The 20,800-nt window shown below is 55.2% G+C and carries 15 protein-coding genes and 1 pseudogene; 1 reads left to right on the top strand and 15 read right to left on the bottom strand.

Annotated features, from left to right (window positions below; all coding sequences use genetic code 11):
• Positions 1–15 precede the first annotated feature (15 nt).
• From QNN86_RS00080 to QNN86_RS00010, 15 genes are all read right to left on the bottom strand, one after another.
• A complete protein-coding gene (locus tag QNN86_RS00080; protein WP_181617160.1) occupies positions 16–1,986 on the bottom strand; it encodes a TonB-dependent receptor plug domain-containing protein in 1,971 nt (656 codons plus the stop codon).
• A 23-nt stretch (positions 1,987–2,009) separates the two neighbouring features.
• Entirely contained in the window at positions 2,010–2,867 is an 858-nt protein-coding gene (gene modD / locus QNN86_RS00075; protein ID WP_414210474.1) for a ModD protein, read from the bottom strand.
• On the bottom strand, positions 2,864–3,676 hold the full coding sequence (locus QNN86_RS00070) for a class I SAM-dependent methyltransferase (protein WP_279278002.1): 813 nt from the start codon (positions 3,674–3,676) through the stop codon (positions 2,864–2,866). Before QNN86_RS00070 ends, modD begins: the two co-directional genes overlap by 4 nt.
• Positions 3,677–3,685: 9 nt before the next feature.
• Complete coding sequence (locus QNN86_RS00065) at positions 3,686–4,447, bottom strand: ABC transporter ATP-binding protein (RefSeq protein ID WP_279278003.1); 762 nt, start codon at positions 4,445–4,447, stop codon at positions 3,686–3,688.
• Positions 4,444–5,430: a FecCD family ABC transporter permease gene (locus tag QNN86_RS00060; protein ID WP_279278004.1), complete on the bottom strand. Its 987-nt coding sequence runs from the start codon at positions 5,428–5,430 to the stop codon at positions 4,444–4,446. The genes QNN86_RS00065 and QNN86_RS00060 overlap by 4 nt, the downstream gene beginning before the upstream one ends.
• On the bottom strand, positions 5,427–6,452 hold the full coding sequence (locus tag QNN86_RS00055) for an ABC transporter substrate-binding protein (protein ID WP_279278005.1): 1,026 nt from the start codon (positions 6,450–6,452) through the stop codon (positions 5,427–5,429). The genes QNN86_RS00060 and QNN86_RS00055 overlap by 4 nt, the downstream gene beginning before the upstream one ends.
• A 208-nt stretch (positions 6,453–6,660) precedes the next feature.
• A complete protein-coding gene (locus QNN86_RS00050; RefSeq protein ID WP_414210473.1) occupies positions 6,661–8,373 on the bottom strand; it encodes an alpha,alpha-trehalase in 1,713 nt (570 codons plus the stop codon).
• 171 nt (positions 8,374–8,544) lie between these two features.
• Positions 8,545–9,975 (bottom strand): dihydroxyacetone kinase phosphoryl donor subunit DhaM, encoded by a 1,431-nt coding sequence (dhaM, locus tag QNN86_RS00045; protein WP_414210472.1) that lies wholly within the window; start codon positions 9,973–9,975, stop codon positions 8,545–8,547.
• Positions 9,976–9,985: 10 nt separating this feature from the next.
• Entirely contained in the window at positions 9,986–10,618 is a 633-nt protein-coding gene (gene dhaL / locus QNN86_RS00040; protein WP_414210471.1) for a dihydroxyacetone kinase subunit DhaL, read from the bottom strand.
• Between the two features lie 11 nt (positions 10,619–10,629).
• A complete protein-coding gene (gene dhaK / locus QNN86_RS00035; RefSeq protein ID WP_181617152.1) occupies positions 10,630–11,700 on the bottom strand; it encodes a dihydroxyacetone kinase subunit DhaK in 1,071 nt (356 codons plus the stop codon).
• Between the two features lie 326 nt (positions 11,701–12,026).
• A complete protein-coding gene (locus QNN86_RS00030; protein WP_096756744.1) occupies positions 12,027–13,301 on the bottom strand; it encodes a Glu/Leu/Phe/Val family dehydrogenase in 1,275 nt (424 codons plus the stop codon).
• 318 nt (positions 13,302–13,619) lie between these two features.
• Positions 13,620–14,588, bottom strand: coding sequence for a spore coat U domain-containing protein (locus QNN86_RS00025; protein WP_414210470.1), 969 nt, complete (start codon positions 14,586–14,588; stop codon positions 13,620–13,622).
• A gap of 13 nt (positions 14,589–14,601) precedes the next feature.
• The gene (locus QNN86_RS00020) at positions 14,602–16,965 is read right to left on the bottom strand and encodes a fimbria/pilus outer membrane usher protein (protein WP_414210469.1); all 2,364 of its coding nucleotides are present in this window, start codon (positions 16,963–16,965) and stop codon (positions 14,602–14,604) included.
• Entirely contained in the window at positions 16,937–17,659 is a 723-nt protein-coding gene (locus tag QNN86_RS00015) for a molecular chaperone (RefSeq protein ID WP_182269701.1), read from the bottom strand. Before QNN86_RS00015 ends, QNN86_RS00020 begins: the two co-directional genes overlap by 29 nt.
• Before the next feature lie 14 nt (positions 17,660–17,673).
• Positions 17,674–18,207 carry a spore coat U domain-containing protein gene (locus QNN86_RS00010; protein ID WP_414210468.1) on the bottom strand — a complete coding sequence of 178 codons (534 nt, stop codon included), beginning with the start codon at positions 18,205–18,207 and terminating at the stop codon, positions 17,674–17,676.
• A 1,057-nt stretch (positions 18,208–19,264) separates the two neighbouring features.
• Between QNN86_RS00010 and QNN86_RS00005 the strand changes: the two are divergent.
• Positions 19,265–20,800: pseudogene (locus QNN86_RS00005) on the top strand (hypothetical protein); the annotation flags it as partial.

Raw genomic sequence — 20,800 nt, 5'->3', positions numbered from 1 at the left:
GCCTCTCAAAAGGGCTCAGAACTGGTATTCAACCCCCGCCCAGTAATTACGGCCTTCTTCGATAAATCCTTCGCTGTAGACATACTGCGTATCAAACAGGTTATTGACCGACGCGTTTACGCTAAACCCACGGCCAATGGCGTAGTCCGCGCGCAGATGGGTAATCGCAAAGCCTGCTGCTTTCTGTGAGCCGTCGGTATTGCTGTAGCTTGACGAGCGGGCCTCTTCGGACAGCGTAATGCTGAGCGGGTCCCATGGTTTCAACGTCATCCAGGCAGTGAGGGTTTGCGTGGGCAGATCGGTCGTTTTGCTGATGTCGCTACGTTTGATGTCTGCATGGATAAGCCCGTAGCTCAGCCCTACGTCGAGCATATCAAAGACCTTACCTTTGACACCGGCATCCAGTCCGGTGTAGTCCACCCGTCCGCTGTTTTGGTTCTGGATGGTGTCGGCGTCAATATTGTGCGCCAGAATCGCATCGGTTAGGCGATTGTAATACACGCTGGCTTCGAATCCCCAATCCTTGCTGAATGAACCGTTCCAGGTGAGATCGACGCTGCGGGCGCGCTCCGGTTTTAGCTGCGGGTTGACCAGCGCTATCTGGTTATAGGCCGGTTTTGAGGTGGTGTAACGTTCTTTCAACGTCGGGAAACGGGTTCTGTCAGAGTAGGATAGTGCTAACGTGTCGGCATTTTCAAAATGGTATTTGGTCATCACCTGCCAGTTAAAGGCTGACTGATTGTTATCGTCATAATGGGTGACGCTGCCGTTTTTCTCGTGCTTCATACCCTCGATGCTGTCGCGCCAGTCATAGCTTATCCCGGCCACCACATCGACATTGTCTGCAGCCGCCCACTGGTATTCACTGGCAACAGACCAGGTACGGTCTTCATAACGATCGTAAGCCGCATTTGGCGCGCCTTTTTCGCGGTGTACATCATCTTTCCAGTTGACGGCGAACGAGAGCAGATCGTTTTCGCGCATCTCGGCGGCGAGCTGCAATCCTGCGCCGTCGCTGTAGTCAGAATAGTGGCTGTAGCTGCCTTTCTTGTTTTTCAGATCGGCCAGCGAGTTGTACATCATCAGCGTATTTTCGAAAGTGTCACGATACAGGCGGCTTTTTAGGGTAAAACGGTCGCCCAGATGGGTGGTGCCCTGATAGTAATAACTCTCTTTATCGTATTGCGGCCATTGCCAGTAGCGCGACTTCTGGCTGCTGGTTCCGGCGTACGGAGGGTTATCTTTTTCGCCGTCCTGATTAATATAGGTCAGCACATATTCGTCATCGCCGCGTGGGGTGAATCCCAGTTTGACGATCCCGCGTTTATCATCGGCGGAGGAGTTGGTCATCTTGCCGTTGCTGCCGGCCAGTGGATTATCCACACCGTGCGGCAAGCCGAGAAAATCTTGCTTTAGCTGGCTGCCGCTGAGCTGGATATATCCCAGATCGTTGCTGGCGCCAAAGGAGGCGTGCATATCGTGGGCATTGTCTTTGCTGCGACTCCAGCCCTGACGATAGCCAATGCTGCCTTCGAGCGGTTTGGTGGGTTTCTTCGTTGTAATGTTGATAGCTCCGCCCATCTGGTTTGGGCCCTGCAACAGCGATGAATAGCCTTTGGAAACTTCAACTGAGGCTATATCGGAGGTGAGAAAACGGCCTAAATCGAGATTACCGTCGTAGGGGATATACACCGGCACACCGTCGAAAAAGACCGGCACCTGGCGGCTGTCAAATCCGCGTACTTTGACCTGTTGTTCATTGCGGTTGCCGGATTTTTGCAGCACCACGCCAGGGACCACGCTCAGCGCCTGGGCGACGTTTTGTTTATCCAGCTTTTGTATTGTTTCCTGCCCCAGAACCGTGGTCGTTGCGGCGGAGGCCGGGCTTGACCAGACGGTCATGGTTTCGCTTTCCTGCCCAGCAAAAGCACTCTGTGCGAAAGCAAGCGACAGCGCTGTGTAAAGACAACTTTTGTTGAAATTCATTATTTTTAGTCCATTTATTAATGTTATATGCCACGTGCGTCCGGGCTCAGGCTTACTTTGATATCCGCCGGTGGGGCGTAGTAAGGGGCGGAGGTGATAAAGAGTCTGATGCCACAGTCGAGAAAACTCGCCAGCGAGGCGAGGGTTATGCCGCCAGTCAGCGCCAGCGTGCAATGAGGGGCCAGAGAAGAGGCCAGACGAGCAATGTCTGCCGCCTGCTCGGGGGTAAATTTGTCGAGTTGCAGTACATCGGGTGCGGCGCGTAGCGCGGCCAGAGCTTCATCCGGCGTGTCGGCTTCGACGACAATCTTTTTTTCTGGCGCATGGCGGCGTAACTGCGCGATGGCGCCTGCCCAGTCGTGCGGGTCAGTAAGAAAACGACGATGATTGGCAAATAGCAAGACGGTTTCGGCGCATCCTCCCCGGTGAATAATGCCACCGGCGGCAAGGACTGCCTGGGTTGCCAGCAAGCGGGTGCCGGGGATCGCTTTGCGGGTACAGGCGATCTGTGCGTCAGGGTAGCGGGCGCGGGCAACGCTGAGCATCGCGTCGAGATAGTGCGAGACACCGCAGCTCCACTCCAGCACATTTTGTACGGCCTTCCAGCCCTGATGCAGTGCTGCCGCGTTGCCGTGGGCGCGAATGAGCCGTTGCCTGGGGGCTGCGTGTTCGCCATCAGCCCGTTGTTCGGTGACGGTCAAACCTAATGAACACAGCATTTGTCCGGCGACAGCGATGCCGCTCACGCAGCCCCCCTGGCGATGGCAGAAATCCATAACCCCTTGCTGTGCGCCAATGCCCAGCGCCCGGGTGGTCAGGTCGCCGTCCTGAATATCTTCCTGCAGCAGCGCATCGGTTTGCGCCTGCGAAAAGTAGATCATTGCAGTGCCTCCGGCGGCACGCTATCCCACCAGATCAGCGCCCAGTCGCGGCTGGCGGGCGCAATGGTGCGAGGGTCCTGCTGTTGATACCAGTGTTCCAGGCGATCCATCTCGTCGGCACTCAGTTCGCCCATGCTCCAGCGCACGTTTTCCAGAAAACGTGTCCAGGTGCTGTTGTCCTGCTGACAGTTGGGCCCGCGGATAAAATCAACGTGAGCGTGGATGCCCATCTGGTACAGGACATTCAGCGCGTAGATATAGTTGGGAAGTTCTATTACCTCGCGTCCCAGCGCGCGCTGAAGAGTCGGCGATACAAACGAGGAACTGACGAGGTGGGTGGTGTACACCCGTAACCGTGCCTGATTATTCAGCCTGGTCATCGCCTGGCGCATGTCGGCGACCAGCGTGGAACGCGAGGCGACGGCAATATCGCATCGGGGTAAGTCATCCCAGTGTTCTTCCCAGGCACGCTGTACCCACTGAACGTGGTGGGCATTCATCTGCCCGGCACGGCGGGCGGCAACGCTCAGCATTCCCTGGCTGTAATCCACGCCGTAGATTATCGGCATCTTTTTAGCCAGCGCCAGTGATACCGTACCGGGCCCGCAGCCCATATCAAACAGCGATTCTGCGCCTTTCAGGTCGATTTTCCCCAATAGCTGCAGCAGATAGCTGTCGGTTAATGAGGCGCAATTCTCGGCCATTTTTTCCGCACGCTTATCCCAGTGCTCGGGCATTTTCTCGGTGCGATGCGCCAAACGCAGCTGTTTACGGTAAAGGTCGGCAAAATCAATGTCGTCAATGAGCATCGTTATTCCTTAATATTGTGAGCCAAAGAGGTGGTGAGCAATTTGTGACGGCGTAACGCGATACAGCGTGGCCAGTCGATCGGCGGCGAGCTGGTGTTCAGGAAGACCTTGCGACACCATGCCGTCCGGTTCGACGCGTACCACGCTGTCGGCTATCGCCTGCGCATGCAGCGGATGGTGGGTCGACATCAGCAGTGCCATGCCGGTATTTTTTAGCCTAACCAGCGTGTCGAGCAGGCGGATCTGATGACCAAAATCGAGGCTGGAGGCGGGTTCATCCAGTAGCAGCAGGCGCGGACGCTGCGCCAGCGCGCGGGCAATCAGCACCAGCTGGCGCTCTCCGCCACTGAGCGTGTTCCAGCGACGTTGCGCCAGATGGCTGATTTCCAGCATCTCCAGTTGCTGATGCGCACTGTCGCGCTCTTTGGTGCCGGGAATGGCAAATGCCGCCATTTGCGGGGCCAGTCCCATCATCACCATATCCAGCGCAGTGAAGGCAAAAGCGCCGTCATGTGCCTGCGGTACCCAGGCGATGGCGCGGGCGCGCTCACGATCGCTGAGACGATTGGCTGCCACGCCGTCCAGTAAAATGTCACCCTGCAGGAGTGGGAGAACACCAAGCAGGGTACGCATCAGCGTCGTTTTGCCGCTGCCGTTGGCGCCCAGCAGGCAGCAAATAGACCCTTCGTCGACGCTGAACGACACGTGGCGTAATACCGGGCGTCGGGCGGAGTATCCCAGAGAGGCGCGTTGTACGGTCAGTAGCGTCATGAGCGATGTCCCCGCAGCAGCAGTGCCAGGAAAAACGGTGCGCCAATAAACGCGGTCAGGATCCCCAGCGGAATTTCCGTGCTGCTCAGGGTGCGCGCAAGGGTGTCGGTCAGCAGCAGTAAAATGGCCCCGATACCCATGGAAACCGGCAGCAGTTGCTGATGATTGTTACCGCTGAGCAGGCGGCCAATATGCGGCACCACCAGTCCGATCCAGCCGATAATTCCGGCAATGGCGACGGTACAGGCGGTGATTAGCGTGGCGCAAACAATCAGCCCCAGCCGCAGTCGGGAAACGTTGATGCCCAGCGAGCGGGCTTCATCATCCGAGAGCGTAAGCAGGTTCATGCGCCAGCGCAGCAGCAGCAGCGGGATCGAACCGGCTATAATCAGTGGTGCTGAAAACCACAGGTCGTGCGCCGTGATAGTGGATAACCCGCCGAGCAGCCAGAAGGTAATTGACGGGAGCTGGGTATACGGATCGGCCAGCGTTTTGATCAGCGAAATACCGGCACCACACACCGTACCCAGCGCAATGCCGACCAGTACCAGCGTGAGTACCGGATCGTGGCGCTGCACCCGGCGGGTAATCAGCCACACGCCTGCAACGACCAGCAGGCCGCCGATAAACGCATATAGCTGAATAAACAGGATCGGTAAGCCCAGCAAGATGGCTGAACAGGCGCCCAAACCCGCGCCGGCCGCCACGCCGAGAATGTCCGGCGAGACCAGTGGGTTACGGAACATGCCCTGATAGGTTGTTCCGGCTCCCGCCAGCGCCGCGCCCAGCAACAGCGCGGCCAGAATGCGCGGCAAGCGAATTTGCCAGAAGACAATTTTATCCTGCGCCAATACGCTATCCTGGCCCGTAATAAGCGCCATGACGTGCTGCGCATCCAGGCGATAAGCACCGGAAATTGCGGCGACCATTACGCACACGACGATGGCTGCCGTCAGCAGAACACTGAGGGTGGAGGTTTTCATCTGGCTGCCACCAACGTTTGGTACTGTGAATCACTGAGGGTGGTATGCCAGAACAGTTCCGCGTAGCGCTGCATATCGGATTTAAAGCGTGCCGCGACGTCAGGATCGAGCCAGGCGTGCAGGCGGCGTAACCCCAGCAAGCGGTTGATACCGGGTGGCGCGTCCAGCCAGCCAAACGGCAGGCCGCTGAGAAACAGAATGCGTTTCCCGGCAACGGCTTTCACCCCTTGCCAGAGCGGATCTTCTCGCAGGTGCTGCGCTGTCACCGCGTCCTGAACCAGGATGATGTCCGGCTGCCAGCTCAGCAGGTGCTCCATCGATACCTGTGCCAGGCCCTGTCGACCGGGAATTTGCGCCACATTTTCTAACCCCAGCAGCTCTGCGGCTTCGGTATGCAAAGAGCCTTGCAAACCGGTTTCAAGCCCTCTGGCCCCGCGCGCGGCATAGAAACGCAGTTTTGCCGCAGCAGAGTGCGAGAAAGCGTCGGCTTCATCAATAAATTGGCGGGCAAGCCCGGCCTGCGCGGCGGTACGTGCGGCCGTGCCCAGCGCGTTACCGGCCGCAGCCAGCTGCGCCGGGGTTTGCCGAAGTTCACCGTTAATCAGCAACCAGGGAATGTGTGTTTGCGCGCTCACCTGGCGTGCCTGAGAAAGCCAGGTTTCATCGGCGTTTCCGCAGTCAACCACCAGGTCGGGTTTGAGCGCCAGTAAGGCTTCCAGCGACAGGGTGCTGGCGCGTCCTGCCAGTCTGCCCAGTTTGGGTAATGCCCGGATGTCATCGGAAAAAGGAAGGGCGGCCTGGCGGGAAAAGTCAAAGGATGAAAACCCGACCAGTTTCTCTGGCGCAACGGCCAGCAGGAGCACATCGGCAGGCGCTCCTGCGCTCACCACGCGCTGAATAGAATCAGGCGGGGGCAGAATACCGACATCCATGGTGAGCGGCGTTTGGGCAAAGGCAGGAAGATGGCGTAACAGTAGCGTAGTGGCCACGAGTTGGGCAAACATCCGTCTTGTCAGTGGCATTATGCTTATCCTGAGCAGTGATAAAATCGCTATATATTTACATATATAACGAATAAAAACATGTTCAGAATCAATTTCTCATGGATGAAAACAGGGATACCCCATAAGGGCTAGGTGTAATAGAGACACCGGAAATACGCAGACGAAAGGCAAAAAAATCCGCGACGAAGCGCGGATTGGGAGAAGAAAAACCGTACTGCTGATGATGCTAAGGCGTGGGTTGTGCCTGTTTTTGAGGCCCCGCAGGTGCGGGGCTGGCAGGCGCAGGACGCGAAGACGGGACACTATCACAGGGTTTTTCTTTGGCGCAAATCAGGTCGAGCATTTTTAAGGTGACGCCGTTGGTCCAGCCAAAGCCGTCCTGTAACGGGTACTCGCCACCGCCACCGCCGGTTCCTGTGCTGCTGACGTCGTATTTTTCAACCAGCTTTTTCTCCCGGTCATAGGTATGTTGCACGTTGGTCAGGAAGCGCCAGGTGACCTCCATGGCGACCTTATCCTGGCCGTAGTTTTGTAACCCGGACGCTGCAACCCACTGGAGCGGTGCCCAGCCGTTGGGCGCATCCCATTGCTGACCGCTTTTCACTGACGTTGTGGCCAGACCGCCGGGTTGCAGCAGATGCGCCTGGGTGGCCGCAGCCACCTTGCCAGCGCGATCGTTGGCTGCCGCATTGACATACAGCGGGAACAGCGCGGCGGCGGTCAGCTGATTGCGTACTTTCTGACTTTTTAAATCGTAGTCGGCATACCAGCCCTCTTTATCGTTCCACAGGTAGCTTTCAATCCCTTTTTGTCGCGCATTGGCGAAGCCTTCGTACTGTGTGGCTTTGGCCTCATCGCCAGCGGCTTTGCTGGCAAGCGCAATCATTTTTTCCATCTTGTACAGTAGCGCATTGAGATCGACAGGGACGATGCTGGTGGTGCGCAGGGTGCTCAACTGGTTCGGGTTGTCCATCCAACGTGAGCTGAAGTCCCAACCCGAGGCGGCGGCCGAGCGCAGGTCGCGGTAAATGTCGGTGGCCGGACGGTTCGGGTTGCTTTTGGCCGTGGCAATATCTTCAACCCAGGACTCGGGTCTTGGCGTGTCGCGATCGTCCCAGTAGCGGTTTAACACCGTGCCGTCAGCCAGTTTGACTACCCGTTTGTTCTGCTGACCAGGCTTAAGCGTTTCGACGCCCTCCATCCAGTAGCTGTATTCTTTCTGCATCTGCGGCAGGTATTTTTTCAGCGCATCATTACCGTCGTGCTGCGCCAGCAGTTCAACCATAAAGGCGAAGAACGGCGGCTGGGAGCGGCTCAGATAATAGCTGCGGTTACCGTTAGGAATGTGCCCCCAGGCATCAATCTCGTAAGCGAAGTTCGCCACCATGTCGGAGACCTTGTCCCAGTGGTTGCTCTCGGCAAGCCCCAGCATAGTGAAATAGCTGTCCCAGTAATAAATTTCGCGAAAACGCCCGCCGGGCACCACATACGGCTCCGGCAGTGGCAGCAATGAGTCCCATTTTTCCACGTCAGTCGTCGAGCGCGTTAGCACCGGCCACAGCCCGTCGATATGCTCACGCAGCGACTGCCCGGCGGGCGGTACGTATTTCTCACCCTCTTTGGGCAGCGTAAAATTCACACCGACGAAATGACGAAGATCGAAGCCGGACTGGTTTTTTTGCATCCGATAATCAGCAAGGATCATCAGCGGATCGCTATTGGGCACCGCATCGGCAAAGGTTTTCTGATCCGGGAACAGTTTGGCGGTTTGCACATCATTAAACAGAGGGCCGAGCAGGATATCAGGGGGCTGCGGCGTTGCGGCGGGCTGTTCCTCGGCGTGGGTGGCGAATGAAGCAAGGGCCAAAATGGTACTTGCGAGCGTGAGTTTTACTGTAACAGAGAGCAGGCCAGGATGGCGAATTGCTGGCGTTATCATCGGGTAATCTCCTTAGCGGCGTGCCGAAGTTGCGGCATTTACCATGAGAAAACCTTAGTCCAGGATCGACCGTTACGCGTTATAGGGACCCTATTTTGCGAACAAACTGACATTTCCGCACCTGATGTGAAAGCTGCACGCCCTTTGTGATAACAGGACGTGCAGCGGCGTTTAGCCCACGCGGATGACCTGATGTTCCGCGCAGTCAAGGGTCAGGGTGTCCCCCATTTTGATGGCGTCGAGCGCCTCACCCTGCTGGCATACCCAGCCGATCCCCATCTCGCGGGCAATGATTGCCGAATGGGACGCCTCGCTGCCCGCGCGCAAACAAATGCCTTTGATGGTCAGCGGATCCAACTGCAGTACGGTGGACGGGTAAATGACGTCTGCCACCAGGATTGTCGGGCGAATAAAGGTCGGGATTTGAGCGGGTATTCCGGTCAAATGCCGCAGTGAGCGGTACAGTAAATCGTCAATATCGATATACCGCGCCTGCAAATAGGGGTCGTCGAGCTGGAGATACTGCTGACTCAGGTCGCTCAATACCGTATGCCAGGCATGTTCGGCGCGACACTGTTTTTCGCGCATGATAGCGCAGGCCATGTCATATAACTCGGTATCGTCCAGCAGCGTGTGGTGGCCGGAGAAAATCGCGGCGATATCGGCGGAGTATTTCTCTTCGGCAAGCGCCGTTAAACAGTTCAGATCCTCCAGCGTATTGCGGATTGCCGCCTGTAACCGCTGCTGTTCGTACGGTAAATCGGTGGCAGGCTGCGGGGCTACCTCTGCGGCGACCGGCGTATAGCAAAAGGCCATCCCTGTTGCTTGTATCGGCGCTGAGTTGGTGATGCCGCCGGTATGTGGTTGTTCAACGGACTCACCAAAGTTCTGCGCAGCCAGCTGTTTGAATGCCGCCAGCGCGTCGTCGGCCTGTTCACCTTTGGCAATTAAGCGCAGCGTGTCATTACAACGCACCTGCAGCAGCGCGATTTGGTTCAGGCTGTCCGGGACCACGCACTTACCGTTTTTCTCAAGCAGCATGTCGGCGCGAAAGCCAGACAACGTGGAGACCAGCCGTGACGCGGGGCGAACGTGGATGCCGTTGGGGTTTTTGACCACCACGGCAACAGAGCGGGCCTCGTCATCAGCAGAGAGGCCTTCCGGCGAGGTCACGACCGGGGACGACGGTGGTAAACCCAGTTGCGCATATTTGGCATCGAGGGCGCTCATGGCATCGCGAATGACGCGGTCGATATCGGCACCTGCTGCGGCGCTGACCGTTGCGGCCAGGGTGCCTTCTACCAGCGGAGCTGCGCACAAGCGTACCTTCGCGGCGATCGTCGGATCGAGCAGTTCCAGGGCGGTTTCCGCACTTAATAACGCGCTGCCGATATCCATCATCACCAGTACGTGATCCGTGTCCGCGACGGACTCAATGGCTTCCATCACTTTAATCGGATCGGTGCCGATAGGATTATCGGGATCGTCAATGCCCGCGGCGATCGCGAGTTTGCACCCTTCGCCCATTAACATCTGTCGGGCTAACTCGCCGACGCCTGCGCCCAACTGCGCGCTATGAGACACAATAACCAGGTTTACCATCGCTTTATCCTTACTCTCTGGCGGCCTGAGCCAGCATTTGCATCATAAACATCACCGACGTTGCGCCGGGATCCTGATGCCCGATACTGCGCTCACCCAGATAGCTGGCACGACCTTTACGTGCCTGCATGGTGATGGTGCTTTGTGCAGCCGCTTCTGCTTGTTGACTCGCCGCGTCCAGCGCCGTCTGTACACTCAGTTTTTGTTCGCAGGACTGACGTAGCGATTCGACCACCGGTACCCAGACATCGCACATGGTTTTGTCTCCAGGCTCGGCTTTACCCCGGCTAATCACGCCTTCAGCGCCATCGCGCATCATCTGATACAGCTCGTCCAGCGTCAGGCTCTGATGGGCCTGAGTCACCTGTGCGGCGCGGATGAAGAAGGTGCCGAACAGCGGACCGCTGGCCCCGCCGACGCTGGAAAGCAGCACCATGCCGGTGTTTTTCAAAATGAAACCGATGTCTTTATCCGCAATGGACGGCAGTTTTTCGACCACTTTACTGAAGCCACGGTGCATATTCAGGCCGTGGTCGGCGTCGCCAATTTCCCGGTCCAGACCGGTCAGAAAATCACTTTCTGTGGTAAATATTTCACCGCAGCGATAAAGCCAGTTAACGATTTGTGTTCTGTTGAGGGACATTATGAATCTCCTTATTTACCCCAGTTGAGAGCAGGGGTGTGTACCGGTGCATCCCACAGGTTCAGCGTTTCGTCATCGACCTTTAACAGGGTGATGGAGAAACCGGTCATATCCAGAGAGGTACAGTAAGAGCCAATCAGATTGCGTTCGATAACGATACCCGCATCCTGACAGCGGCTTTCAAGACGGTTATAGACGCCGAACAGTTCGGACAACGGCGTTGCGCCGAGGTTATTGACCAGCGCAATGACGCGGTCACCCTGTTGCAGCGCCTGTTTGGTTTCTTTACCTTCCTGCCAGGCACCCTGGACGTTGTCCCAGTGGCGCAGCGTACGGCTGTAGTGACCGTTTTCCAGCAGGGTGTCGAACATTTCATCCACGGTCTGGTCGAGGGATGAGAAGGCGCGGCGATCGATTCCCGGCTCCCCATGAATGCCGACCCCAAACTCCATTTCGTTATCCTGCAGCGTAAACGAAGGTTGCCCGGCGGCCGGAACGGTACAGGCGCCGATGGCGATACCAATAGAGTGACCGAGGTTATTCAGTTTACGACCCAGCGTGGCGCATGCCTCCAGCGAGTCACCGCGTTCGGCGGCGGCGCCGACCAGTTTTTCAATCAGTACGGTATTGGCAACACCGCGACGTCCGGCGGTATACAGGCTATCTTTTACCGCTACGTCGTCGTCAACAACCATGGTCGTGACCTTGACGCCGCTTTCGTGCAACAGCTCGGTGGCGGTTTCGAAGTTCAGAATGTCACCGGTGTAATTTTTGATTATCAGTAGTACGCCTTCGCCACCGTCAATTTGCATGGCGCATTCGAACATTTTGTCCGGGGTTGGCGAGGTGAAAATCTCCCCCGGACAGGCACCGGAAAGCATGCCCTGACCAATATAGCCACAGTGCATTGGTTCATGCCCGCTGCCGCCGCCGGACAGCAGCGCCACTTTGCCCATCACCGGCGCGTCAGCGCGGGTGACGTATACCGGGTCCTGATGCAGCGCCAGAGAAGGGTAGGCTTTTGCCAACCCGGCGAGTTGTTCATTCAGTACGTCTTCAACACGGTTGATCAATTTTTTCATTTTTATGCTCCGTAGACAGTCCTGAGATGGCTGCAAAAAACGGCAGACATCTGGTGTAGGGTATCGATGATGTACAGCGCCACGGCGACCTCTCGCTGCCGATAAGGTAATTTTGCACACGGGTTGTCAAAAGAAAATTGCAGTAATGAGCGTTTCAATACGGAACATATTTGCTGATAAATGTTCCGTATTGAAACGTCGTGGTGCATAAAACAGCTGAAATGAGAGATGCGGCAAGGTTTAGCGCAGAACGCCTGCGTGTGGGGAGGCGAAGTAAAAACCACCTGCTCTGCAGGTGGTTTTGTTCGCAAGAGTGGAGTCCGGTCTTAGCCCGGATAGATTCCGCGATCTTTACGCGCCAGCAGAATACGCTCGCAGGCGACAATGTAGGCGGCAGTGCGCAGAGAACAGGATTTCTCAGCGGCTTTTTCCCACACGTGGACCATTGCGTCGGTCATGATCTTATCCATGCGCGCGTTGATCTCTTCTTCGCTCCAGAAGAAGCTTGCCATGTCTTGTACCCATTCGAAGTAGCTGACGGTAACGCCACCGGCGTTACACACCACATCAGGTACCACGACGATGCCGCGGCTGGCCAGGACGTCATCGGCATCCGGGTAGGTTGGGCCGTTTGCGCCTTCGAGCACCAGCTTACAGGTCAGCGTTTCTGCGCGGTGGCGGGTGATCTGGCCTTCAAGCGCAGCCGGGATGAGAATATCCATCTCCACGCTCCAGAACGCTTCGCTGGCGATGGTTTCAGCACCTGGGAAACCGGCAATTTGTTTGTGCTCTAACTGCCATGCTGTCAGCGCAGTCATGTCGATCCCGGTGGTATTAAACAGGGTGGCGGTATGATCCTGAATAGCGACCACGCGTGCACCCGCACCGGCGAACAGGCGAGCTGCTTCACTCCCCACGTTACCAAAACCTTGCACCGCCACGCGAGCGCCTTCAACGGCGATGTTGGCACGGCGCGCTACTTCCAGACCGCTGACGAATACGCCGCGACCGGTGGCTTTATCACGACCCAGAGAGCCGCCAAGATGGATTGGTTTACCGGTGACCACGCTGGTCACGGTAGTGCCGTGGTTCATGGAGTAAGTATCCATCATCCACGCCATAACTTTACCGTTGGTGCCGACATCCGGGGCAGGAATATCTTTCTGTGGTCCGATGATAATGCCGATTTCACTGGTATAGCGGCGGGTCAAACGCTCCAGTTCACCTTCAGACAGCGAGAACGGATCGACGCGAACGCCACCTTTAGCACCGCCGTACGGCAGATTAAGCGCGGCGCATTTGATGGTCATCCACGCGGAAAGGGCCATCACTTCGTTAAGATCAACATCAGGATGATAACGCACGCCGCCTTTACCTGGGCCTCGGGAGAGGTTGTGCTGCACGCGGTATCCCTCGAAATGGCGGATAGTACCGTCATCCATTTGCACCGGGATATCGACAATCAACGCGCGTTTTGGGTGACGCAGGGTATCCACCCAGTGGGAAAGTTCACCCAGGTACGGGGCCACACGCTCGATTTGTTGCAGGTAGGTATTCCAGGCAGATGTGCTGCTATCTGAAGCGTAAGATAACTTATCCATGATAAACCTTAGTTATAAAAGTAATATGTGCTTAATTTCGCCGTGGTATACAGTGGAACTCACCATATAAACGTAAATTTAACATTTTTTTCAAACAACGGCCTGCTTTCAGGGCACGGTTTGTCATGTCTGTGAGCTGTATTCTTAGTTGGTAAGTGAATAATTATCCGGGATTTACAGTGTTTTTGGCGGTTTTACTGATAATAAACCAGTTGCGGTGCATAAGAAATGCAGCCTGCTATTTGTCAGATTTATGACGCACCTCTAAAAGTAAAGAATATGATAATAAATTGTATTTCCCTTATTGCATTTCTGCGCTCAATAGGTCACCGAGATGGTCACCGTATCGGCATAGTTGTCAGGGGTAAAATTGCTACTCGGAACGGTGGCATACACCGGATAATCGGTGGTTAATCCCGTACCGGTGCCTGCTACTGCATTAAGCGACGTATTTCCCCAGATAGTCCCCGTCGGGCCTGGTGTTGAACTCAACTGATATGGCACTTTATCCTGATTGGCTCCGGTTCCTTTCAACACGCCATAACCTGCCGTATTCCCATTAGAGGGCTGCAGTCCAATGGTATAGGGGGTGTTATTGGTGCAGGCGACCCCGAGTGCACTGTTTGCCGTGACATTGCGGTCTGTGGCTTTAGATGGGTTAAAGATAATGTTATTGGCGTAGCTGATCGCACACTGCTTTGTGACGTTGGCCGAGACTAAGAAGGGTAACCTGGCGGCGACGGTATCACCACAGGTCGTGGGTGGCACAACCAGACCGGGATTGAGCGTCACCAGGGCGGTTGCCGCCGTATAGCTATCCTGATAGTTTCCCGGCACGGCGGTCGTTTGTGGGGTATTGAGCTTCGCGTATACCGTCAGCGTACCGGTCACCGGTGTCAGATTGAGTAAGTTGAGCTTTACCATCGGAAAGGTGGCTCCCGACTGATACTGGCTGCCCCATATTTTGCTATACCCCGCGTCCTGGTACAGCTGATAGGCCAGCGTTCTGGCTGGCGTACCGATTAATGACATGTTCCTGGTGGTGACCTGGCCGCTGACGCCGGAGATGCCAATATTAAAGCACAGATTAATCCCCGCCAGCACGTCACCCAGCTCTTTAGCGCAGCTGTAGTTAAACGTCATCGCGGATGTTACCGATGACGTTGGCAGCGGATTGACGGCGCCAAAATTAACCGTCTGCACGTTGCTTACCGAACAGGTAACCGCATAACCGGCTACCGGGCATGCGAGTAATCCGCCAATAATAACCAGATTTCTTAGCCGCATGAAAATACTCCTGTTATCGGCATACCAGTGGGCCTATCTGCACGATGCCTCGCGCTGAGGCCGGGTAGTCAAATTTGACGCTGCAGGTGCCGGTTTCTGTCTTGATACGCAGGGTGTTGTGTTGCTCCAGCGTGTCGAACCAGGTCATCCCGTCAAACCCAACAAGCGATGACTGGCCCGCGCCGGTGGTGGCAATGGCCACGCTGCCTTCGGGGATAGCCTGACCCTGTTCGTCGACGAGGATCACCTGCGCGGCGCGCACTGGCGTAATACCAAAACTGACCAGCGTGCCGGAACGGTCTGCGGGGGTGGCATTTGCCTCGATGCGGGTGATGCGCATATTGGCGGGCAGGTCCATCGGGTCAATGCTGATCTGGTTTTTTTGATAGCTGTTCAGGGAGGTGACCAGCAGCAGGCCATTGTCATCACTGCTGCCGATCACGTTGTTTTGTAGTTTGATGGGAACGTCGGGGATGCCGTCGGTCGACACCACGGCAAAGCCACTGTTAATTTCACGCGCGGCAAACAGGCCGCCGCCCATCATCACCACGGATCCGGTCGCACCGGCATAGCCATAATGGTTATCCGGCAATTGGCTGAAGCCGGCGTACGCTTTCCCGTAACGGCCTAAATAGCCCACTTCACCCTGGCCGCTTTGTTGAGATGATTGCTGGCTGGCGGCGACGTTCCAGCCCCAGCCGCCGTCAGCGGGCGGCGTCTGGCTGGCATTCAACTGGTAGCCGGTTTCGTCATTTGTACGCTGGATGGTGCTGCTGACGCTCAGATTACGGGGCGTAGTGACGGTCACCATCAGGTAGATGCTGCGGTCGCGGTTGTCATCAACGTTCTGGTTGAACCCTGCGTTAAGAGACACGGTATCAGTGAGAGACTTGTACCAACTGGCGTTGGCATAGCGTACGGCGCTTTCATGCGGGTAGCGAAATTGCAGGTAGCTCAGGCTGATATTTCCGGCGGACGCCAGTGAATAGCCCACCACCGTGTTGCTGCTCAGCGTAGGCGGAGGTTCGCCATAATGCGTTGCCACATCATGATAATCGCCGGAGGTGGCGGTAGTACTGGTGCTGAAATTGAATTTTTCTCCGGACCAGCGGTATCCCACGCTGTATAAGAAACCGTTTTTCCCGGCGTCCGCACTTGCTGCCAATGCCGTAGAGAGTGTGCCGCTGTGGATATCTGGGATCCAGTCGTTGCTGAAACCGGCATTAATCAACCCGTCGCTTGTTTCTGCGTGCGCCCCGGCGGTAAAACTATTGCTGAACCCTCGACGCCAGGTTCCGCTGAGCGCCGGGGCGCTGGCATACTCAAATGAGGAGTAACCGTAGTTTTCGCGCACCACGCCAAGCTCGGCCGACCAGGATGTCAAACCTTCGCGCAGCAGCTGTTGATCGTTGTAAAAAGAGAAATTTTGCACCGTCGTTCTGCCCAGCGCATCCGTCATCATCACCTGGCCCGTCCCCGCACCGCTGATATTTGGCAGGGTGTTGATTTGAAAACTGCCCGCCGGGACTTCACCGTTGTAGTACCTGACCCCGTCGACATACAGCTCTACGTTGGACGGCAACGTTGCGGAGCCGAGATACGCGGGAAGTGGGGTGGTTGGCATATACGGCTGCAAACCAAAATCAGTCCCAATTTGAATACCGCCGATGCGGGTTGGGCGGGAACCGGCGAGTGAACTGGTCAGCGTATCCCCCACGGTCAGTGCCAGCATCGTCTCCGGGAATGATGAGCGCCAGCTGGTATCCAGTCGGTAAAAGGCGTTATCGGCATCGGTTTCAGTGGAGTACTGGGTAAGTTGAGTGGTACTTAACACCCCTGAACCATTAAAAGCGCGCAGTTCGCTAAACGTATTCACGCTGCTGGCGTCACCCTGCTCTGTGTAAATATCATAATTGAGCAACGCGCCGCCCGCGGTGGAGGCCATCGGGGCAGTTTCTGCGGGTGGGTTAAGCTGGGTGGTGGCAAGGTCGAGTTCACTTAGTGGTACGGTTAGCGCCAGCGTTTGCAGTTGTTTATTGTAGTCAACGTTCAACTGCGCAATATCATACAGCCCGACAGGCTGAGTAGTTTCCTCTGGTAGACGAAAACCCAGCGTGCGTAGGGTATTGGCACCGGCGTACAGCTTTTCGTTTTCATAGCCAAAATGAACCAATCCAGCGGCATTGCCGTTGACCGTCACGTCGAGATATAAATCGACTCCGGGCAAGGGGGACTCATCACGAATAATGCCCGTGTCCGTTGGGGTGTTTGTCTGTGCGTGCACGCAGGCCATTCCCGAGAGTAAGGCTCCGTTAAGTACGCCATATTTCACCACAAGCCAGAGCCAGTCAGAGTTCTTGTACTGTTTTTTGGCCATTGACCGTGACTTCAACTTTTCCGCCGTAATGCGTATCACTGGCTGACGGGGAGACTATCCACCGCATCGTTGAACCTGGAAGAACGTAGCCTAGCAGTCCTGGGCTGATCACTTTTTTCGCGCCATTACGTTGTATAAACGTGGCAGCGGATAATTGGGCATGCGCATTTCCCTGATTACTGACTTCAAGAAAGTGCTTGCCGTCACGCTGTTGCAGTTTCCACTGTAACTTTGCCGCTGTGTCAGCCTGCGTTGTGGGTTGAATAAATACGGGCACGGAATAATGCATCACAAATTGCAGTTTATTTTTTTGTAATTTCGCAGGGGGCAATTCATCAATGGATAAGCGATAGGCTTCTTCAACAGACGCCGAGGGCGGCGAGGTTCGAATCACGCGGATGAGTTGGCGCTCACCTGGGGCTAATGCCAGCATTGGCGGACTGATGACCAGTCCCTGAGAGGGTGACAACGTATCGCCGTCTGCCCCCTGACGCCATTGAAATACCCGCACCTGCGCATTCAGCACGTTTTCACCTGCGTTGCTTAACCAGATACCGTCGGCATTTTGCGTTGCCTGCAATGTCAGCGTAACCGGCGCTATTTGCAGCCCGCTTGCCGTCGCGATGTTAATGCTTAAGGCTATTCCTGACAGACAGGCGAAGGCGCGCCACTGCACAGGCAGTTTCAATGTCATAGGTCTTCCTGAGGTTAGTAGTTAACGTTAACCGTTACGAGATCGGCATAGTCATCAGGCGTGAAGTTGGCGCTCGGTGCGGTGGCATACACAGTGAAACTTTGTCCCAGTCCGGTCCCGGTCGAGGCAACCCCATTTCCCACGCTTTCTGCAGTGGCTGTATTACCCCAAACCGGGCCCGTTGCAGACGTTTGGTTCAACTGGTACGGCACTTTATCCGTGTTGGTTGCTGCGTTGGCCACCGAGGACATTGCCCCTCTGCCCGTGGTATTCCCCCCGTTAGCGACTGAAGGTGCCAGACCTATAAAATAAGGTGTCGTCTTGGAGCAATTAATGGAAATGGTATTACTGGCTGATGTATTTGTCGCCGTGGCGTTAACTGAACCCAGTGAGATATTTGACCCTGAACCTGCGGTGACGGTACAGGCTTTTTGAATGGTCATCAGCACCTGAAATGTGCCGGTTACGGGAGTTGCAGCATCGGCCACTGGAAATATGGAAAAGGCGCTGCAACAAAGAATTAAGCGAGTGATGATAACTGGAGCCATATTCTTTACCTTTTTCAAATAACCACATTTTTTACTTTAAAAACACAATAATGTGGCATACGGAGACATATTCTAACCCTAGGATAAGTATGAGTCGTGCGCCAGTTGATCTAATGAATTTTACTTAGGAAAAAGGTGATGGCGTCGACAAAAAATAGTACCAACAGGTGAGTATATTGTTTCATTTTATAGGCTACTTAAGCTTGTGCTGATGGCGGGATTTCTCAGTAGTTACAGTTGACGATGAGCGGTGACTACTGGTCAGTGGTATTTTTTATTATTTGTATTTATTTTTACGTGTTATTTGAGTTGTATTTAATTGTTTGGTTTTTTTAAATAATTAATATTTATTAAAATGAGGTTTGTAATTTTTACTGATGTGGCGGATTTATTGGGTTGAGGCTTTGATTGTGAAATGTCAAAGCAAAAATATCTTAAGTGCTGCCTGGAAATAGGCTGCTTTGTTATTTTCTGCATGTTACCATCTGTAAATACAAGCTCGGGTGTAAATGTCGGTTGCTTATGAGGTTTTATAATAATCTTGCATTGGCGGTTCTTTTGTTTTTTCATTGCGGGCGTCATGCAATTAATTGATACTATTGGTTTTTATTTTATTTTTTTAAAGCCACTGGCATGCAGGGTGAGTTATTCTGAATGTGTTTTCTGAAAGTCAGTGAATACAGGGTCGGTCAATGTGAATGTATATGCAGTTACGCTTTATCAGTATCATAAAAAAACTTCATCAATTAAATAACACATGGAGCCATTTAAAAAACCAGCGCATCAACTGTAACCGTCGGAACAGCATCATCACCGCGCATTCAGTCGCGTAACGCTATTCACCAACAAACGCTTAGGTTGCTTGAAATAATCGATGTGCACATTTATGTGCTCTGTGGATGTGCACATCTATTGCTAAGAGCGACGATAACAACACCTCACAGGTAAAATAATGAATAAGACTTTATATATGACTCCCGCAGGCAGGGCCTGTCTACAACACGGGAATATTACGCAACCCAGGAAATTTACGTGGTTGGGAGGGGTGTTTACCTTTATGTTCATCAGTACGCTGACGCTATCAGATGCGTATGCTGGAGGAAATGGTGCAACATCGGGTACCCCAGGGTCTGCAGGGAGTCAGGTCACGGGTGGCGGTGGTGGTGGCAGCGGTAGCGGTACGAATGATGGCGGTGATGGCAGTGTAACCGATGGAAAAGGCGCGGACGGACAAAACGGGAATTCTGCCGGGTTAGGGGGCGATCCTGGAATGCAGATAACGGCGTCACAGACGATGACTACCAGTGTCACCGGCGGAGCGGGTGCTGATGGTACCGGCGCTGCTGGTGGTGGGAGCGGGATAATCGTGCGCAATGGTGTATCACTGACGCTCGACGGTGCAACGGTTAGCGGAGGGAGCGGTGGTACGGGGACGCCAAATAACCTCGATACCGGCAGCGGCGGCGGCGGTGCGGGCGTGCTGACAGATGGGAACCTGATCCTGACCGGGAGTGGTTCGGCCATCACGGGCGGTGCCGGGGGAACCGGGGGAAGTTCGGGCGGCGGCGGCGGTACGGCGGTTGTGTTGACCGGTGGAACGGCGACTCACCTGACCAATGAAAGCGGCACGATAACCGGAGGCGTCGGTGGTCGAGGACGCTCGGGCGGCGGTGGTGGCGCCGCCGTTGTGACCAATGCAAATGTGACCAACCTCGTCGGAGGTACGATCACTGGCGGTGATGGCGGCATTCGTCCTTCCGCCAGTATCACTGCAAGCGGTGGGGGTGGTGCGGGTATTTTGGTAGCGAATAATGGTCAGAATACGGTTTCTATTATCAACCAGGGCGTGATTTCAGGTGGTAACGGTGGCCCATCATTTGCGGCAGGCGGCAATGGGGAAGGCGGGGCGGGTGAAGGGGGCGCACAAGGCGGAAACGCGTCAAATGGTCGGCTCGGTGATGGTGGGGCTGGGGTAAAAGGCGCATTCTTATCGATTATCAACGCTGGTGCAATTAATGGCGGAAAGAGTGGCGAGCCATTGTTTGGTGGACAGACATCACGACAGGCAAACGCCATTGAGTTTACCGGTGGTGTCAATCGGTTGGAACTGCAGGCCGGATGGTCGTTTCTTGGCAAGGTCGTCGGCATGACCGGGTCAACAAATACTCTGGTGCTGGGAGGGGATACGACCCAACCGCAGGGGACCGGGGTAACGGTCTTTGATGTTACTCAACTTTCTGCCACCGGAGGTAATGGTCAGTTTCAAGGGTTCAGTACGTATCATAAAACCGGTACCAGCACGTGGCAGTTAACAGGGACCACCGCGCAGCTGACACCGTGGACGGTAAGCAATGGCACTCTGTCGATTAACACTGATGAATCGCTGGGTGATGTGAGCGGCGCTCTTACTCTGTTGAATAACGCCACGCTTGCAACCCGCGCCGATATTTCGACGGCGCGCAATGTGATGTTGGGGCAAGGCGGTGGAAAGTTTGATGTTTCACCGTCCACAACACTTGCACTCGCGGGGGGGATCTCGGGGCCTGGAAGTCTGACCAAAACCGGCGAAGGCACCCTGACGCTGTCCGGCAAT

This window comes from Citrobacter sp. C348 (assembly GCF_047467975.1).
GTDB classification, from domain to species: Bacteria; Pseudomonadota; Gammaproteobacteria; order Enterobacterales; family Enterobacteriaceae; genus Citrobacter; species Citrobacter gillenii.
Note: the sequence above shows the minus strand (reverse complement) of the source record. Positions and strands in the feature narration are given on the sequence as shown.

Bases quoted from the DNA above. Each gene is read 5' to 3' on its own strand.
- QNN86_RS00065 (WP_279278003.1), bottom strand. From the start codon at position 4,447: ATGACGCTACTGACCGTACAACGCGCCTCTCTGGGATACTCCGCCCGA.
- QNN86_RS00030 (WP_096756744.1), bottom strand. From the start codon at position 13,301: ATGGATAAGTTATCTTACGCTTCAGATAGCAGCACATCTGCCTGGAAT.
- dhaM (WP_414210472.1), bottom strand. From the start codon at position 9,975: ATGGTAAACCTGGTTATTGTGTCTCATAGCGCGCAGTTGGGCGCAGGC.
- modD (WP_414210474.1), bottom strand. From the start codon at position 2,867: ATGATCTACTTTTCGCAGGCGCAAACCGATGCGCTGCTGCAGGAAGAT.
- dhaL (WP_414210471.1), bottom strand. From the start codon at position 10,618: ATGTCCCTCAACAGAACACAAATCGTTAACTGGCTTTATCGCTGCGGT.
- QNN86_RS00070 (WP_279278002.1), bottom strand. From the start codon at position 3,676: ATGCTCATTGACGACATTGATTTTGCCGACCTTTACCGTAAACAGCTG.
- QNN86_RS00080 (WP_181617160.1), bottom strand. From the start codon at position 1,986: ATGAATTTCAACAAAAGTTGTCTTTACACAGCGCTGTCGCTTGCTTTC.
- QNN86_RS00050 (WP_414210473.1), bottom strand. From the start codon at position 8,373: ATGATAACGCCAGCAATTCGCCATCCTGGCCTGCTCTCTGTTACAGTA.
- QNN86_RS00055 (WP_279278005.1), bottom strand. From the start codon at position 6,452: ATGCCACTGACAAGACGGATGTTTGCCCAACTCGTGGCCACTACGCTA.
- QNN86_RS00060 (WP_279278004.1), bottom strand. From the start codon at position 5,430: ATGAAAACCTCCACCCTCAGTGTTCTGCTGACGGCAGCCATCGTCGTG.
- QNN86_RS00025 (WP_414210470.1), bottom strand. From the start codon at position 14,588: ATGCGGCTAAGAAATCTGGTTATTATTGGCGGATTACTCGCATGCCCG.
- QNN86_RS00020 (WP_414210469.1), bottom strand. From the start codon at position 16,965: ATGGCCAAAAAACAGTACAAGAACTCTGACTGGCTCTGGCTTGTGGTG.
- dhaK (WP_181617152.1), bottom strand. From the start codon at position 11,700: ATGAAAAAATTGATCAACCGTGTTGAAGACGTACTGAATGAACAACTC.
- QNN86_RS00010 (WP_414210468.1), bottom strand. From the start codon at position 18,207: ATGGCTCCAGTTATCATCACTCGCTTAATTCTTTGTTGCAGCGCCTTT.
- QNN86_RS00015 (WP_182269701.1), bottom strand. From the start codon at position 17,659: ATGACATTGAAACTGCCTGTGCAGTGGCGCGCCTTCGCCTGTCTGTCA.